This window comes from Enterobacter sp. QK-SA4 (assembly GCF_056856775.1).
The window spans coordinates 1,100,381-1,114,802 of record NZ_JBXFXH010000007.1 but is presented as its reverse complement, the minus strand read 5'-3'; the positions used below and the strand labels follow the sequence as shown (position 1 = coordinate 1,114,802).

General features: G+C 60.7%; 12 protein-coding genes and 1 pseudogene. 5 read left to right on the top strand and 8 right to left on the bottom strand.

Features of this window, described 5'->3' with window-relative positions:
- The first annotated feature begins 115 nt into the window (after positions 1 to 115).
- The 3 genes and pseudogenes from AC1VYI_RS06995 (at position 116) to AC1VYI_RS06985 (ending at position 4,844) form a co-directional block, all read left to right on the top strand.
- Positions 116 to 1,469: pseudogene (locus AC1VYI_RS06995) on the top strand (TolC family outer membrane protein).
- Positions 1,466 to 3,664 carry a type I secretion system permease/ATPase gene (locus tag AC1VYI_RS06990; RefSeq protein WP_023308901.1) on the top strand — a complete coding sequence of 733 codons (2,199 nt, stop codon included), beginning with the start codon at positions 1,466 to 1,468 and terminating at the stop codon, positions 3,662 to 3,664. Before AC1VYI_RS06995 ends, AC1VYI_RS06990 begins: the two are co-directional and overlap by 4 nt.
- 10 nt (positions 3,665 to 3,674) lie before the next feature.
- Complete coding sequence (locus AC1VYI_RS06985) at positions 3,675 to 4,844, top strand: beta-barrel domain-containing protein (protein ID WP_134867432.1); 1,170 nt, start codon at positions 3,675 to 3,677, stop codon at positions 4,842 to 4,844.
- Between the two features lie 90 nt (positions 4,845 to 4,934).
- Here AC1VYI_RS06985 and AC1VYI_RS06980 read toward each other — a convergent pair whose 3' ends face one another.
- On the bottom strand, positions 4,935 to 5,639 hold the full coding sequence (locus AC1VYI_RS06980; RefSeq protein WP_045404685.1) for a helix-turn-helix domain-containing protein: 705 nt from the start codon (positions 5,637 to 5,639) through the stop codon (positions 4,935 to 4,937).
- 96 nt (positions 5,640 to 5,735) lie between these two features.
- Between AC1VYI_RS06980 and AC1VYI_RS06975 the strand changes: the two genes are divergently transcribed.
- Positions 5,736 to 6,155, top strand: a complete 420-nt coding sequence (locus AC1VYI_RS06975) for a nuclear transport factor 2 family protein (protein WP_134867248.1) — start codon at positions 5,736 to 5,738, stop codon at positions 6,153 to 6,155.
- A gap of 2 nt (positions 6,156 to 6,157) precedes the next feature.
- Here AC1VYI_RS06975 and AC1VYI_RS06970 read toward each other — a convergent pair whose 3' ends face one another.
- The 3 genes from AC1VYI_RS06970 to AC1VYI_RS06960 form a co-directional block, all read right to left on the bottom strand.
- A complete protein-coding gene (locus AC1VYI_RS06970) occupies positions 6,158 to 6,676 on the bottom strand; it encodes a DUF6622 family protein (protein ID WP_045357529.1) in 519 nt (172 codons plus the stop codon).
- Positions 6,677 to 6,761: 85 nt separating this feature from the next.
- Positions 6,762 to 7,943: an aminotransferase-like domain-containing protein gene (locus AC1VYI_RS06965; protein WP_134867247.1), complete on the bottom strand. Its 1,182-nt coding sequence runs from the start codon at positions 7,941 to 7,943 to the stop codon at positions 6,762 to 6,764.
- A 20-nt stretch (positions 7,944 to 7,963) separates the two neighbouring features.
- Positions 7,964 to 8,851 (bottom strand): LysR family transcriptional regulator, encoded by an 888-nt coding sequence (locus AC1VYI_RS06960; protein ID WP_134867246.1) that lies wholly within the window; start codon positions 8,849 to 8,851, stop codon positions 7,964 to 7,966.
- A gap of 97 nt (positions 8,852 to 8,948) precedes the next feature.
- Between AC1VYI_RS06960 and AC1VYI_RS06955 the strand changes: the two genes are divergently transcribed.
- A complete protein-coding gene (locus AC1VYI_RS06955; protein ID WP_134867245.1) occupies positions 8,949 to 9,551 on the top strand; it encodes a short chain dehydrogenase in 603 nt (200 codons plus the stop codon).
- Here the strand turns inward: AC1VYI_RS06955 and AC1VYI_RS06950 are convergent.
- The 4 genes from AC1VYI_RS06950 to AC1VYI_RS06935 all read right to left on the bottom strand — a co-directional run bounded on the left by AC1VYI_RS06950 (position 9,545) and on the right by AC1VYI_RS06935 (position 14,415).
- The gene (locus tag AC1VYI_RS06950) at positions 9,545 to 10,279 is read right to left on the bottom strand and encodes a class I SAM-dependent methyltransferase (RefSeq protein WP_226484222.1); all 735 of its coding nucleotides are present in this window, start codon (positions 10,277 to 10,279) and stop codon (positions 9,545 to 9,547) included. The two genes, AC1VYI_RS06955 and AC1VYI_RS06950, sit on opposite strands and share 7 nt — an antisense overlap.
- Positions 10,280 to 10,415: 136 nt before the next feature.
- A complete protein-coding gene (locus tag AC1VYI_RS06945; RefSeq protein WP_134867244.1) occupies positions 10,416 to 11,795 on the bottom strand; it encodes an amidohydrolase family protein in 1,380 nt (459 codons plus the stop codon).
- 1 nt (position 11,796) lies between these two features.
- Positions 11,797 to 12,753, bottom strand: a complete 957-nt coding sequence (locus AC1VYI_RS06940) for a carbamate kinase family protein (RefSeq protein ID WP_482878360.1) — start codon at positions 12,751 to 12,753, stop codon at positions 11,797 to 11,799.
- A gap of 117 nt (positions 12,754 to 12,870) precedes the next feature.
- Entirely contained in the window at positions 12,871 to 14,415 is a 1,545-nt protein-coding gene (locus AC1VYI_RS06935; RefSeq protein ID WP_226484224.1) for a xanthine permease, read from the bottom strand.
- Positions 14,416 to 14,422: the final 7 nt, after the last annotated feature.

Here is a 14,422-nt window from a genome sequence, read left to right as displayed (position 1 = left end):
GATGACCCGGGCGCACAGCGCCCGGGCATAAATAATAAAGACATACTCTTTTTAATAGGGACATGACATGGGAATGAAGATGCCTCACTGGTGGCTCTCGTGCTGCCTGATATCTATGCCTGCTCTCTGCGCGAACCCGGCGGCAATCATCAACACCGGGCAGCTTCGCGAAACGCAGGAACTCCCCTCGCTCAATGGCCGCGTTGCCCCTGCGGCCGGCAAAGCCGCACCCGGTTCATTGCAGCTTGGCGATGCCGTTAACCGCGCCGTCACCTGGCACCCGGCGATCAGCGAAGCCGTGGGAAAACTCTATGAACAGAGCGAAGAGGTGGACGTCGCTAAATCAAAATACTATCCGCAGATTAATGCCGGCGTGGACAATGGCTATTCCCATGACGGCGACCAGAACGGCTTTACCCCGTCGCTGGTGCTCTCTCTCACAGATGCTCTACGACTTTGGCAAAGTGGCCAGCCAGGTGCGCGCCGAGAGCGCGGGCGTTGCCCAGCAGCAGGCCAACGTGCTGGTGAGTATCGACACTATTGCCCACGATACCGCCATCGCCCTGGTGCAGGTGCAAACCTTACAGCAGATGGTCGACACCGCTAAAGAACAGCTCGACGCCCTCTCCTCGATTGGCACGCTGACCCGCCAGCGTAACGACGAAGGGGCCACGTCGCTCTCTGACGTGGTGCAGACCGATGCGCGCATTGAAGGCGCGCGCGCCCAGCTGATGCAGTACCAGGCCAGCCTGGACAGCGCCCGCTCCACGCTGATGAGCTTTCTCGGCTGGAACAGCCTGAACGCAATCAGCAATGACTTTCCGCAAAAGCTGGGCCGGAGCTGCGACATCGCCGAGCCGGATGACCGTCTGGTGCCCGCGGTACTTGCCGCCTGGGCGCAGGCTAACGTCGCCCAGGCGAACCTCGACTACGCCGACGCGCAGATGACGCCCACCGTCTCGCTGGAGCCGGAGGTGCGTCACTATATGAACGATCGCTACGCGGGGAGTGAAACCCGGGATCGCACCCAGTATTCCGCCTGGGTAAAAGTGCAGATGCCGCTCTATCAGGGCGGCGGCCTCACCGCCCGGCGTAACGCTGCCGGACACGCGGTGGAGGCGGCGCAGTCCACCATTCAGCGTACGCGTCTTGACGTCCGCCAGAAGCTGCTGGAAGCCCGCAGCCAGGTGATGAGCCTGCAAAGCACGCTGCAAATTCAGGGCCGCCAGGAAGCCCTCAGCGCCCGCACCCGCGAACTGTACCAGCAGCAGTATCTCGATCTCGGTTCGCGCCCGCTGCTCGACGTGCTCAACGCCGAGCAGGAGGTCTATCAGGCGCGCTTCACCCAGCAGCAGACCCTCGGTCAGCTGCACCAGCTGCAGCTCAACTGCCTGTATAACACCGGGCAACTGCGTCATGCGTTCGATCTTGATAACCGCACCATCCAGACCGTGGAGATCCAGCCATGAAGCAGCGCGAAATCCCGCAGGGTGAAAACATGACGGATGAGGCGCTGGCGCAGTGGGCGCAGGCCTTTGGTTTTGTCGCCACGCGCTACCGCGTCGCCTGCTCGCCCGGCTCGCTCATCGCGGGCGCGCCGTGGCTAAAAGGCAAACCGATGGTGCCCGCCCTCACCCAGCTGGCCCGCGAAGCGGGGCTGTCGTTTCAGCTCCTTACCGACGATCGGCAGGCGATCAACAGCTGGCGTCTGCCGGTAGTGGTGGCGATGAACGACGGCAGGATCGGCGTGATCGAGCATTTCGACGGGGAGGATACGCTGGAGGTCAGCTTTTTTGACAATGAGACCTATACCAACCGGCTGTCGATGACGGCGATGCTGCCCGCTATCCGCCACGTTATTGCCCTGCGTCCCCTCGCCGCGCTGAAGGACAGCCGCGTGGACGCCTATATCTCAAAATACCGTCCGGACTGGCTCTACCGGCTGGTGATGCGCGACCTGCGCCCCTACAGCTGGGTCATGCTGGCCGCCCTCTTTATCAACGTGCTGTCGCTCTCCGGGATTGTCTTTTCCATGCAGGTCTATGACCGGGTGATCCCCGCCCAGTCCTATCCGACGCTTTACGTCCTGACCATCGGGGTGCTGATTGCCACCCTGTTTGGCTTTGTGCTGCGCGTGGCGCGCGGGCACATTATGGATCTGCTCGGCAAGCGCTCGGACATGCGCGTTTCAGATCGCGTCTTCGGCCACGCGCTGCGGCTGCGCAACAGCGCGATCCCCCGCTCCACCGGCAGCTTTATCTCTCAGCTGCGCGAGCTGGAGCAGATCCGCGAGATGGTCACCTCGTCCACCATCTCGACGATTGTTGATCTGCCCTTCTTTTTACTGTTCGTGGTGGTGCTGGCGATCATCGCCCCGCAGCTGGCGTGGATCGCCCCGGTCGCGGCGGTGATCATGGTCCTGCCCGGCCTGCTGCTGCAGAAGAAGCTGGCGGAGCTGGCGAAGCAGTCGGCCCATGAATCGACCCTGCGCAACGCGGTGCTGGTGGAGAGCGTGCAGGGTCTGGAGGACATCAAGCTGATGCAGGCGGAAAACCGCTTTTTGCAGCAGTGGAACAGCTATATCCAGATCACCGCGGAATCCGGCCTGCGCACCCGCGAGCTGACGCAGAACCTGATTAGCTGGGGGATGACCATTCAGAGCCTGGTCTACGCCGGGGTGATTGTGGTCGGCGCCCCGATGGTGATCGACGGCACCCTGACTACCGGCTCGGTGGTTGCCGCGTCGATGCTGGCCTCCCGCATGATCGCCCCGATGGCGACGCTGTGCGGCGTGCTGGCGCGCTGGCAGCAGGTCAAAGCGGCAAAAGAGGGGCTGGACAGCATCATGCAGCTTCCCACCGAAAACCAGCGCGAGGAGACGCCGATCCGCCAGGACGTGCTGCGCGGACACTACCTCTTCGAGCAGGCGCAGTTCCGCTATCAGCCGGACGATCCGCGCATGGCGCTGCGCATTAACCGGCTGGAGATCCGACCGGGAGAAAAAGTGGCGATCCTCGGGCGCAACGGCGCGGGCAAATCGACCCTGCTGCAGGCCATGGCGGGCGGGATGGATCTGGCGGCCGGCGAGCTGCGGCTTGATAACTTCAGCCTGCCGCATCTCGACGTCGCCGACGTCCGGCGCAACGTCGGCTTTATGACCCAGAACGCACGGTTGTTTTACGGCACCCTGCGCGAAAACATCACCCTCGGCATGCCGCGCGCCACCGACGAAGAGATTTTCGAGGCGCTGGAGCTGACCGGCGCGGCAGGCTTCGTGCAGAAGCTGCCCAAGGGGCTGGACTACCCGATCATGGAAAACGGCGTGGGGTTATCCGGCGGGCAACGCCAGTCGATTCTGCTGGCGCGGATGCTGCTGCGCGATCCGAATATTGTGCTGATGGATGAACCCACCGCGTCGCTGGACGAGCACACCGAGCGGGAATTCATCCAGCGTCTGGGCGACTGGCTCGGGCATCGCACCCTGATTGTCGCCACGCATCGCGTACCGGTGCTGGAACTGGTGGAGCGCGTCGTGGTGTTGAAAGAGGGAATGCTGGTGATGGACGCGCCAAAGGCCCAGGCGCTGAACAACAGCCGTATGCAGCAGCAACAGCAGCAGGCAGCAACCGGACGGGAGTGGAAAAATGAAAATCAGTCAGCGTGACGTGGCGGCAATGGACGATCTGGATAACGCCCTCGACTCCGAAAGCGGCTACACCGGCGCGCGTCGGATCGTGATCTTCTCGCTGCTGATGTTTGTGGTACTGGGCGTCTGGGCGTGGTTTGGCGTGCTGGATGAGGTATCAACCGGCTCGGGTAAAGTAATCCCCAGCTCGCGCGAGCAGGTTCTACAGTCTCTCGACGGCGGGATCCTCACCGAGCTGAACGTCCACGAGGGCGATCAGGTGCAGGCCGGACAGGTGCTGGCGCGGCTCGATCCGACGCGTTCCGAATCGAACGTCGGCGAAAGCGCGGCGCGCTACCGGGCCTCACTGGCCTCCAGCGCCCGCCTGTACGCCGAGGTGAACGATCTCCCGCTGAAGTTCCCCCCTTCGCTGGCAAAATGGCCGGATCTGATTGCTGACGAAACGCGCCTCTACAACTCCCGCCGCGCGCAGCTGGAGGATACCCAGCGAGAGCTGCGCGCCGCGTTAGATCTCGCCAACAAGGAGCTGGCCATCACCCAGCGGCTGGTCAAAACCGGCGCCGCCAGCCACGTGGAGGTGCTGCGCCTGCAGCGGCAGAAAAGCGATCTGGAGCTGAAGCTCACCGACGTACGCTCGCAGTATTACGTTCAGGCCCGGGAGGCGTTATCCAAGGCCAATGCCGAGGTGGATATGGTTTCAGCGATCCTCAAAGGCCGCCAGGATTCCGTGACCCGTCTGACGGTAAAATCCCCGGTACGCGGGATCGTGAAAAACATCAAGGTCACCACCATCGGCGGCGTGATCCCGCCCAACGGCGAGCTTATGGAGATTGTGCCGGTGGACGATCACCTGCTGATCGAAACCCGCCTGTCGCCGCGCGATATCGCCTTTATCCACCCTAACCAGGAGGCGCTGGTTAAAATCACCGCCTACGATTACGCCATTTACGGCGGCCTGCACGGGGTCGTCGAAACGATCTCTCCGGACACCATCCAGGACGAGGCCAAGCCGGAAGTGTTCTATTACCGGTTGTTTATCCGCACCAGCCAGGATTACCTGGTGAATAAGGCGGGCAGGCACTTCTCGATTGTGCCGGGGATGATTGCGACGGTGGACATTAAGACCGGCGAGAAAACGGTGCTGGATTATCTGATCAAGCCGTTTAACCGTGCGAAAGAGGCGCTGCGGGAGCGGTAGTCAATCGCCGGGTGGCGGCTTCACCTTAGGACAGGGTTTTCTCCCTCTCCCCGTGGGAGAGGGTTGGGGTGAGGGCATCAGACCGCGAAATCAAACCCACTGCCCCGGCGTTTTACCGGTCCATGCTCTGAAAACCTCAATAAATGCGCTGACGCTGCTGTAGCCGCAGGACAGCGCAATCCACCCTACCGGCTTCCCCGCCGCCAGCCACTCCATTGCCCGCATGACGCGCGCCAGCTGCCGCCAGTTAACAAAGTTCATTCCGGTCTGGGCGCTAAACCGACGGTTGAACGTACGCACGCTCATCCCAGCATGAACAGCATGGCTCTCGACCGTCTGGTTATCATCGACAAACTGCAGCAAATGGCTGACCACGTTCTTCAGACGCGGATCCGTCGGCACGGGCAGAGAAAAGCGAGCCTGGGGCGTCAGGGCAAGCTCATCCAGCAGCAAAGTAAGCTTTCGCGGATCGTACTCGCTCTCTGCATCGCATAAACGGGAAAACAGTGCATGGGTGAGATCGTCGGGCTCGAACAGCGCGGGCGCATCGGGAAGCATTGCGCACCCGGCGGGGTCAAGAAAGATAGCACAGCCTTCTATCGCACTTTCGGAAAAAGCGGCGTGCTGCCGATCCGGAGGGATCCAGCCGATGTGTTTTGCCGGTACGACCGAACGCGCCTGCTGCGTCTCAATGACCAGCAGCCCCGTTGCAATGCGCCACAGCTGGCCGGTGCGATGACTGTGCCAGGGCGTTCGGTACCCGCCGGGATGAAGGAGCGTTTCAACACTGACCATATCATTTTGACCGAAAATCGTTATTCTTTGGCGTATTAGAGAAACTGCGACTTCGGCTGTCAAGGATAATGGTGATTCACCATATAAGGAGCCCGCATGAGCATTATCACGTCCCTGATAGCCCACACCGACAACGCCGCGCAGCGCGAAAAGATGGCCTGCCTGTTAACCCGCTTATTCAACGGCGATATCGATCCGGCAGAGGTATTTACGCCCGATTACCAGCAGTTTACGGACGGTCACGCGCTTGACTACCGGGGTTTTGTCCAGCATCTGAGCCACGTCAGCTCGCAGATCCGCGCGATCGCCTTTACCGTGGTGGAGATAGCCTGTCATGACGAACTTCTGGCTGACCGGCATATCGTGACGGTCACGTATCCTGATGGTCGTCAGGCAGAGATCGAGGTTTACCTGTTTGCCGCGCTGCGTGAAGGGAAAATCTGGCAGATCCATGAAGTCACGCGAGCACTCAGCGGTGATGCCTCAGATCGCACGCTGGCTCACGCGACAGAATAATCTTACTCCACCGGGCGCGGTGCGGCGCTGTTATACACGCCAATATAACGCGCAAATTTCCCGAGAAACACACCGGCAAACACGCCGCCGGAGACGATCGCCAGCGCGCTCATGGCGGGCTGCTGCATCGTCTGGGGAGAGACCGCGCTCATCACGCCCAGCACATACTTGACGCCGAACGCCAGCATCATAAACGGCAGCGCGGTGTAGTCTGCCTGACGGTAAAGGCTGCGCGGCGCATCTGCGCGGGTGATAACCGCCTGCTTAATCAGGAAATACCCCAGCGCGGCCCCGGCGAGGATCCCCGCCGTCCACAATGCGACAGTTCCGGGCGTCAGCGTGCGGTAGACCACCAGATCGTAGATATCCCAGATTAGAAATATTGCCGGAATGATGGCAAGCCTCTCCAGCGTAACGGTGGCGGGCCTGCGGGCTTTAATGCCGCGAGAGATAAGGAAGATAAACAGCACCCACACCCAGGCGGGCGTGTGCGTAACGACACCGAACAGAAATTCAAACATGGCGATTTCCATGGACGATCGCGGCCCGTGCCGCCCTGAACGCGTATTGCGCATAACGGCAGGAAAGCCATTATGCGCAGGTCTTTTACAGCGATTTTTTCAGGCGTTGAACCGCTTCCTTCAGCTCTTCATCCGTTGGCGTGACAAACGACATACGCAGCGTTGAATGGTCCGGCTCATTGCAGTAGAAAAACTCGCCCGGCACAAATACTACGCCGTTACTTAACGTTTTTTCCAGCCAGCGAGTGGTATTACTCCCATTTTTCATAGTCGCCCACAGGAACATGCCGCCCTTCGGCTTGTGGAACGACATCACATCGCCCAGCTCGGCCTCCAGCTCGGTTGCGAACGTCTGGTATTTCTGGCGATAGGCTTCGCGGATCGTTTTAATCTGATCGGGCAGACGACCGGTTTTCAGGTATTCATACGTCATCAGCTGCGACAGCGTGCTGGTGTGCAGGTCGGTGGTTTGCTTAAGGTTTACTACTGCGCGCTTCAGCCATTCCGGCACCAGCACCCAGCCCACGCGGGTTCCTGGAGCAAGAATTTTGGAGAAGGTCGAGGTATACACCACGTTCTCTTCGTTGCCGATATCTTTGGCATGGGCAATTAACGGGCGGAAAACTTCATCGGTATAATTAATTTCGCTGTACGGATCGTCTTCAATAATGACGAAGTCATAGCGCTTAGATAATTCCACCAGCTGTTTGCGACGCGCCTCAGAAAGGGTTACCCCGCCAGGGTTGCCAAACGTCGGAACAATATAGACCGCTTTGATGGTTTTATTTGCCGCCAGCGCTTCAAGCTCGTCGACCTTCATGCCGTCGCCGTCGGTGCCAACGGATTCAAAATTCGCCTGCGCCAGGCCGAAGACCTGCAGCGCGGCCAGATAGGTTGGACGCTCAACCACAACGGTATCGCCCGGGTTGATTAATGCACGCGCCAGCACGTCGAGGGACTGCTGTGAACCGGAAGTAATAACAACATCATCGGCCTTACAGGCGATACCGCGCCCCACGCAGATGCGCTGAATTTCTTCCCGCAGTCCCGGTACGCCTTCGGTCAGGCCGTACTGAAAGGCCTCGCCAAAATGCTGTGATAATACGGCATCAGCGGCAATTTTAAGCCCTTCGTGATCGAACAGATCGGGATTAGGAATACCCCCGCCCAGCGAAATGACGCCGGCCATTTTGCTATGTTTTAATAATTCACGGATGGCAGATGATTGCAGGCCCTGCGCGCTGCTGGCGAGTTTATTCACAGACATTCTTTGCATACCTTCTTTTTTTATAGTGTGCCCAATCTTAGCAGAATATGGGCGATAAATTCCGTTAGCTTAGGGAGAGGTCGTAAATCCTGACGCCACAGCAAATGCACGGGTCTCGGCGCCGGAATATACGCCTCCAGCACCCGCACCAGCCTGCCGCTTTCCAGATCTTCCGCCACCAGCACTTCCGGCTGCAGCAGCAGCCCCGCCCCGGCTCTCGCGGCCATCCGCAGCCCGTAGCCGTCGTTGCATCTCAAGACCGCATCCCGCTTCCAGCGCACCTCGCCTTCGACGCCCGGCAGCCGCCACTCGTTGCGTGCGGTCCACACGCTGTGGGATAAGCAGAGATGATCCACCAGATCGGCAGGAGTTTGCGGCGTACCGTAGCGCGCAAGGTAGTCCGGCGCGGCGCAGATCACCATCCGGTAAGGGCAGAGGTATTTCGCCACCAGATCGTCGTTGTGAATGTCGCCAATGCGAATGGCCAGATCGATGCCCTCCTCCACCAGGTCCACCATCCGGTTGGTGAGATCCAGCTCGATGCGCACCTCCGGGTAGCGTTGTAAAAAAGAGGCCGTAAGCGGCGCGATCGCGCTCCCGCCAAACGACGTGGGTGCGGTCACGCGCAGGGTGCCGGACGGCACGGCGCGCAGGCGTTCCACGGCCCTTTCGGCAATCGCCACCTGCTCCAGCACCCGCTTCGCCTCGTCGAAATAGACCCGCCCGGCGTCGGTCAGGCTCTGGCGCCGCGTGTTACGCTCCAGCAGACGGGTGCCGAGCTGTGATTCCAGCAGCGCAACGTATTTCCCCACCATTACCGCCGACATCTCCAGGCGAGCCGCCGCACCGGTAAAACTGCCGCTTTCAACCACGGCAATAAAGGTCTCCATACTGCGAAGCTTATCCATATTCCAAACCTCTGGTTAGCAATCTTCTAACTTTAGCCCAGTTTATCTGCATTTTTATTTATTAAAGAATGAAGGCTCACAACATAAGGAGTCGGCTATGAAAATCGTGATTATTGGTGCCAGCGGTACGGTCGGTCGTGCGGTAACGGAAGAGCTGAGTCGTCGCCACGAGGTCATCCGCGTCGGCCGCACGCAGGGCGACGAGCAGGTGGATATCACCTCGCAGGCGAGCGTCCAGGCGCTGTTTGAGAAAATCGGCCCGGTGGACGCGATTGTGTCCGCCAGCGGCGGCCTTTACTTTGGCCCGCTCGCGACCATGAAGGACAGCGAATTCAACCAGGGACTGCAGGACAAGCTGCTGGGACAGGTGCGCCTGGCGCTGACCGGCCAGCATTATCTGAACGAAGCCGGCTCTATTACGCTGATAAGCGGCATCGTGGCGCACGAGCCAATTGCCCAGGGCGTAAATGCCACCACGGTGAATGCGGCGCTGGAAGGGTTTGTCCGCTCAGCAGCCTGCGAGCTGCCGCGCGGGATCCGCATCAACCTGATTAGCCCGACGGTACTCACTGAATCCGTCGAAACCTACGACGGCTTCTTCCCGGGCTTTGAGAGCGTTCCCGCCGCGACCGTGGCGCAGGCCTATCGCCGCAGCGTGGAAGGCGTGCAGAGCGGGCGGGTGTATAAGGTGGGTTACTGAGCCTTACGGGCGGCGATCAGCACCAGCATCGGGCGCTCCGCCTCTTCGGCCAGCGCGGGCCAGGCGTCAATCTGCGCCTGCGCTGGCCCCCACTCGTTGACGTCGCTTATCGTTAATCCGGCCCCGATCAGCGCGTTAAGCGTGGTGCCGAGCGTGCGGTGGTATTTCACCACCCCGTCCGCCAGCCAGTTGCTGACGCGTTTGCCTTCATCCTGATAATGGTTTACGCCCCAGAACCGCTCGCCGCTATCGTCGGTCAGCCAGCCCTGACGGGTGGCGCAGGTGTATATCGGGTGCTCCATCGAAAAGACCAGGCTGCCGCCGGGCTTGAGCGAGCGCTGGACCCTGGCGAATAGCGTATCCAGTTCCGGCAGGTAGTGCAGCGCCAGCGAGCTGTAGACCAGATCGAGGCTGTTCTCGTTGAGCTTAAGAGATTCCAGATCGCTACGCTGATAGTGAATCTGTGGGTCAGCGGTAAGCTCCGCTGCGCGGGCGAGCATCTTTTCTGAGATATCGACCCCCGTGACGTCAGCAGCGCCCAGCTCGCGCGCCGCGCGGCAGAACCAGCCGTAGCCGCAGCCGAGATCGACAACCGATTTGCCGCTTAAATCCGGCAGCATGGCCTTAAGCGCGGGCCACTCCGGCGCGCCGTCCAGCCCCTGCACCGAGCGTGGAAGCTGGGCGTAGCCTTCAAAAAACGCCGGATTGTCGTAGATGTTTTGTGCCATGGCAGATCCCTCTTTAAGAATGTGCATAGCAGTATACTGCATTGTCGGGTGGCGGCTTCGCCTTACCCAACCTATGGAAGTGCGGCCTGAAGCCCTCACCCCACCCCTCTCCCACAGGGAGAGGGAGAAATGCACCTCAACCCACCGAGCCCCAGACAAGGTTGCCCTTATGGAACGTCGCGGTGCGCGGTGAAATGCGCGCCACGGCCTCGGCGGAGCAGGAGGCATCCACCAGCACAAAGCTGGCGTCGTCCTGCGCTTTCGGCCACACGCGCTCGCCCTTGTCGTTCAGCGGCAGCACGTCGCCGGTGGCAATACCGAGCGCGCGGGAGAGCGTCTGCTCGTTCGGGCGGATGTAGAGCTGAGCGTATAGATTCGCCTTCTCCAGCATGTCCCCCAGACCGTACGGCGACCAGTGGTCGATGACGCTGTCGGTCCCCGTCATCACGAACACACCCTTCTCGCGCAGCTGCTTCAGCGGCATATGCAGGGTGCCAATCGGCACGGTGGAGGCGATGGTCACCCGCTGCGCCGCCATGCGGGTCGCGATCTCATCCACCTGCTGCTCGTTGAGCGTCGCCAGCGCAAAGGCGTGGCTGATGGTCAGCTTGCCCTTCAGCTCCGGCGTTTTCTCCACGGTCTCGACCATGTAATTCACCGCCGCCACGCCCGCCGGGCTGGTTTCATGCAGGTGGATATCCACACCTTTGTCGTAGTCCAGCGCAATATGGAACATGGCGTCGAGGGATTTCTCCATTGCGCCGTCGACGTTGGTTGGGTCCAGCCCGCCCACGTAGTGCGCCCCGGCCTGCATCGCCTCGCGCATCAGCTTTTCGGAGTTCGACAGCAGCAGGCCGTGCTGCGGAAAAGCGACAATTTCGCAGTCAAAGCCGGGCTTACGGCGCGATAAAACCGCCTGCAGGTTTTCCAGATTCTTCAGGCCGGAGGTCGGCTCGATATTGCAGTGGCTGCGGGCGATGGTGGAGCCTTTCGACTGGATCAGGTCGATCAGCTTTTCCGCGCGCTCCTGGGTGTAGGGCTGCAGCTCCGGCAGCAGCTTCTGCTCGAGGCGGATCATATCCTGGATCGTGGTGCCCGCCGGGCGGTTCAGGGAGCGCCACGGACCGCCATAAAAGGTTTTATCCAGGTGAATGTGCATGTCGCGCATCGCCGGGAGCATCAGCTTGCCGCCCGCATCGTAGTGCGGCAGCGTGGCGTCGGCGTGGCGCTTGTTGTCGCGCAGGGCGACGATCTTCTCGTCTTTAATCTCCAGCGTTTTCAGCTCGGTGCGGGTGCTCGTCGCCACGCCGCCGTCAACGTTAAACCCGGCCTCCAGCAGCACGTTGTCCAGATAGTAATGTTTCGCGGTGATGCTCATCGGTTTGCCCGTCTCGCAGGTTGGCTTCGCGGAGTCAGCAGCATACGCGACGGACCCGGTGGCGCCAAACAGCGCGCAGGCGGTGACCATTTTGCCGCTCTGGCTAATAAATTCGCGGCGGCTTTTGTTTTCACTCATCTTATCTTCCCTCATTAACAATATGGGTACCGGTTTCCCCGCGCAGCGCCGCGGGCAGGCAGTCCGGCGAGGTGATAATCACGCGCCTGCCGCCGTGGTGTAAAAATTCCAGCGAGGCGACGATTTTGGGCAACATGCTGCCCGCCGGGAAGTGGCCCTCCTCCCTGTAGCGCGTCATCTGCGCCACGCTGACGGTGTCCAGCGCCTGCTGGTTCGGCTTGCCGAAGTTGATGCACACTTTCTCCACGCCGGTGGTGATCGCCAGCACGTCGGCATCGATCTCGCGTGCCAGCAGCGCGGTGGAGAGATCTTTATCAATCACCGCGTCGACGTTCTGGTAGTCGCCCTGCTCGCTGCGAATCACGGGTATTCCGCCGCCGCCCGCGCCGATCACCACAAAGCCTTTTTGCGTCAGGGCTTTGATCGCATCCGCCTCGACAATCCGAAGCGGCTGCGGTGAAGCCACCACGCGACGGTAGCCACGGCCTGAATCCTCGACAAAATGCCAGTCCGGGTGTGCCTGCTGCAGCTCGTCGCGCTGCGCCTCGGTGAAGAACGCACCGATAGGTTTGGTAGGGTGAGTAAAGCCCGGATCGTTTTTATCCACCTCCACCTGCGTAACGACCGTGACCGCTTTTTGCTCCCCGCGCGCGGCCAGGCGATTGTTGAGCGCCTGCTGGATCAGGTAGCCAATCCCGCCCTGGGTGTCCGCCACGCATTTTGCCAGCGGCGTCAGCGGCAGCCCTTCCCGCTCGTGGGCGATTTCGGCGCGGCGCAGATCCAGCCCCACCTGGGGGCCGTTGCCGTGCGTGAGCACGATGTCATAGTCGGAGGCCAGCATTTCCAGCACCGACTCTGCCACCGCTTTCACCGCCTGCGCCTGATGTTCAACCGACTGGCTGGCGTTGTCTTTGATAATGCTGTTGCCGCCGATGGCGACGACCATAAGCTCTTTCATTTTGTTTCCTTTCGAAGGTGCGTTCTGGTGCCTTCACCCCGGTCCTCTCCCACAGGGAAGGGGATTAACGTTCCCTCTCCCTGTGGGAGAGGGTTAGGGTGAGGGCATCAGGCATTATCAGGATTCAGAAACCGGTGCCGCCGCGCTCTCCGCTTCGCGACTATCCAGCACATGCTTCACCACAAACATGCCGCCCATCATCAGGTAGGCCGTAACGAACATCAGCGAACTGCCTTCGGCAAAGCCCACCACCGGGGCGTGGATCACCCCAAACAGCGCCAGCACCGCTCCACCCGCGGCCGCAACGGCTCCGCGCAGCGGCTTGTTGATGATGGCGAAGATGGCGATACAGCCCCACAGCATGCTGGCGAGCGGCGCGCCGTTACCGAGATGCACCAGGCCTTCGTAATAAATTCCTTTGCTGTGCAGCACGTCGGTGCCGATCTTCGCCGCGCTGGTGCCCGCCGCCCCCATCACGCTGTTCATCATGGTCAGCGCCCAGTTGGCGATCCACGGGAACAGGCAGATGAAGATCACCGGCACCTCCACTTTGGGCGTTTCCCTCACCACCTGGTTGGCGGTGACGACGCCGATAAACACCAGAATCGGCACGATGGCGGTCATCGGAATGATGGCGAGCATAAATGCCCCCAGCCCGAACAGCGGCACGATGAACATGGTCACGCCGGAGGCCAGCGTGTAGCCGATGCTGGCCCCCATCGCTTTCCAGCCAGGGTGGCCGACGTAAACCGTCACCGGGAAGGGGTTCCCCATCAGGCAGCCGAGCATCGACGCCAGACCGTTCGCCAGCATCACCTTACGCGTCGGGTACGCATCTCCCGCCGCGTGGGCGCTTTCGATGTTCTCCAGGTCAAAGATGTAGTTCGCCAGCCCCAGCGGCACGGCAGAGGCCAGATAAGGCAGCGCGTGCGGCAGGCCCTGCATGAAGCTGTCCACGTGCACTTCCGGCGGGTTAAAGCCGAAGGATGACATAGATGCTTTAATCGCTTCCGGGCTTTGCAGACCGGAGATCCACGCCAGTGCCGTACCGGCAATCAGCAGCAGCAGACCGGTCGGGATACGGGCGAAAATCGGCTTTTTACCGAACCAGTTGATGAAGATCAGCAGCAATACGATAAACGACACGGTCGGCGCTTCGAACGCCTGCAGCATCGGGTTCATCGCCAGCAGCAGCAGACCCAAACCGGAGAGGCACGACAGCAGCACGGTACGCGGGATCATCTTGCGGATGGTTTCCCCTAAAAACGAACCGCCCGCGAGGATCATCGCCTCCACGAAGCACCACACCAGGCCAATCTGGATCGCGAAGTCCGCATCGCCGGTCTGCTGATAAACCGGCATCAGGACCAGGAAGGTCACGGTAAAAATCGACGGCGCGCTCGGGCCGGACGGCAGCGCGGTCACGTCCGTTCGTCCGGTGGCGCGCGCCATCTGCATGCCGAACCAGGCGTAGCAAATACTCGCCACCAGCACCGCCAGCCCGAAGGCTGGCGCGATGCGTCCATAAACAATCTCCTTCGGGATGCCGACGACAAAAATGAGCAGCCCCATCATGGTCAGCAAATTGGTCAGGTTGTTGGTCATCAACCCGAAATACGCCGCCCAGTCACCTCTTTTCCACTCCAGCTTCATGTTTTTCATGGATGCA

Excerpts from the sequence above, each read along its gene's own strand:
- AC1VYI_RS06960 (WP_134867246.1), bottom strand. The coding sequence starts at position 8,851 with ATGGATAAGCTTCGCAGTATGGAGACCTTTATTGCCGTGGTTGAAAGC.
- AC1VYI_RS06950 (WP_226484222.1), bottom strand. The coding sequence starts at position 10,279 with ATGGCACAAAACATCTACGACAATCCGGCGTTTTTTGAAGGCTACGCC.
- AC1VYI_RS06945 (WP_134867244.1), bottom strand. The coding sequence starts at position 11,795 with ATGAGTGAAAACAAAAGCCGCCGCGAATTTATTAGCCAGAGCGGCAAA.
- AC1VYI_RS06980 (WP_045404685.1), bottom strand. The coding sequence starts at position 5,639 with ATGGTCAGTGTTGAAACGCTCCTTCATCCCGGCGGGTACCGAACGCCC.
- AC1VYI_RS06985 (WP_134867432.1), top strand. The coding sequence starts at position 3,675 with ATGGACGATCTGGATAACGCCCTCGACTCCGAAAGCGGCTACACCGGC.
- AC1VYI_RS06935 (WP_226484224.1), bottom strand. The coding sequence starts at position 14,415 with ATGAAAAACATGAAGCTGGAGTGGAAAAGAGGTGACTGGGCGGCGTAT.
- AC1VYI_RS06940 (WP_482878360.1), bottom strand. The coding sequence starts at position 12,753 with ATGAAAGAGCTTATGGTCGTCGCCATCGGCGGCAACAGCATTATCAAA.
- AC1VYI_RS06970 (WP_045357529.1), bottom strand. The coding sequence starts at position 6,676 with ATGTTTGAATTTCTGTTCGGTGTCGTTACGCACACGCCCGCCTGGGTG.
- AC1VYI_RS06965 (WP_134867247.1), bottom strand. The coding sequence starts at position 7,943 with ATGTCTGTGAATAAACTCGCCAGCAGCGCGCAGGGCCTGCAATCATCT.
- AC1VYI_RS06955 (WP_134867245.1), top strand. The coding sequence starts at position 8,949 with ATGAAAATCGTGATTATTGGTGCCAGCGGTACGGTCGGTCGTGCGGTA.
- AC1VYI_RS06990 (WP_023308901.1), top strand. The coding sequence starts at position 1,466 with ATGAAGCAGCGCGAAATCCCGCAGGGTGAAAACATGACGGATGAGGCG.
- AC1VYI_RS06975 (WP_134867248.1), top strand. The coding sequence starts at position 5,736 with ATGAGCATTATCACGTCCCTGATAGCCCACACCGACAACGCCGCGCAG.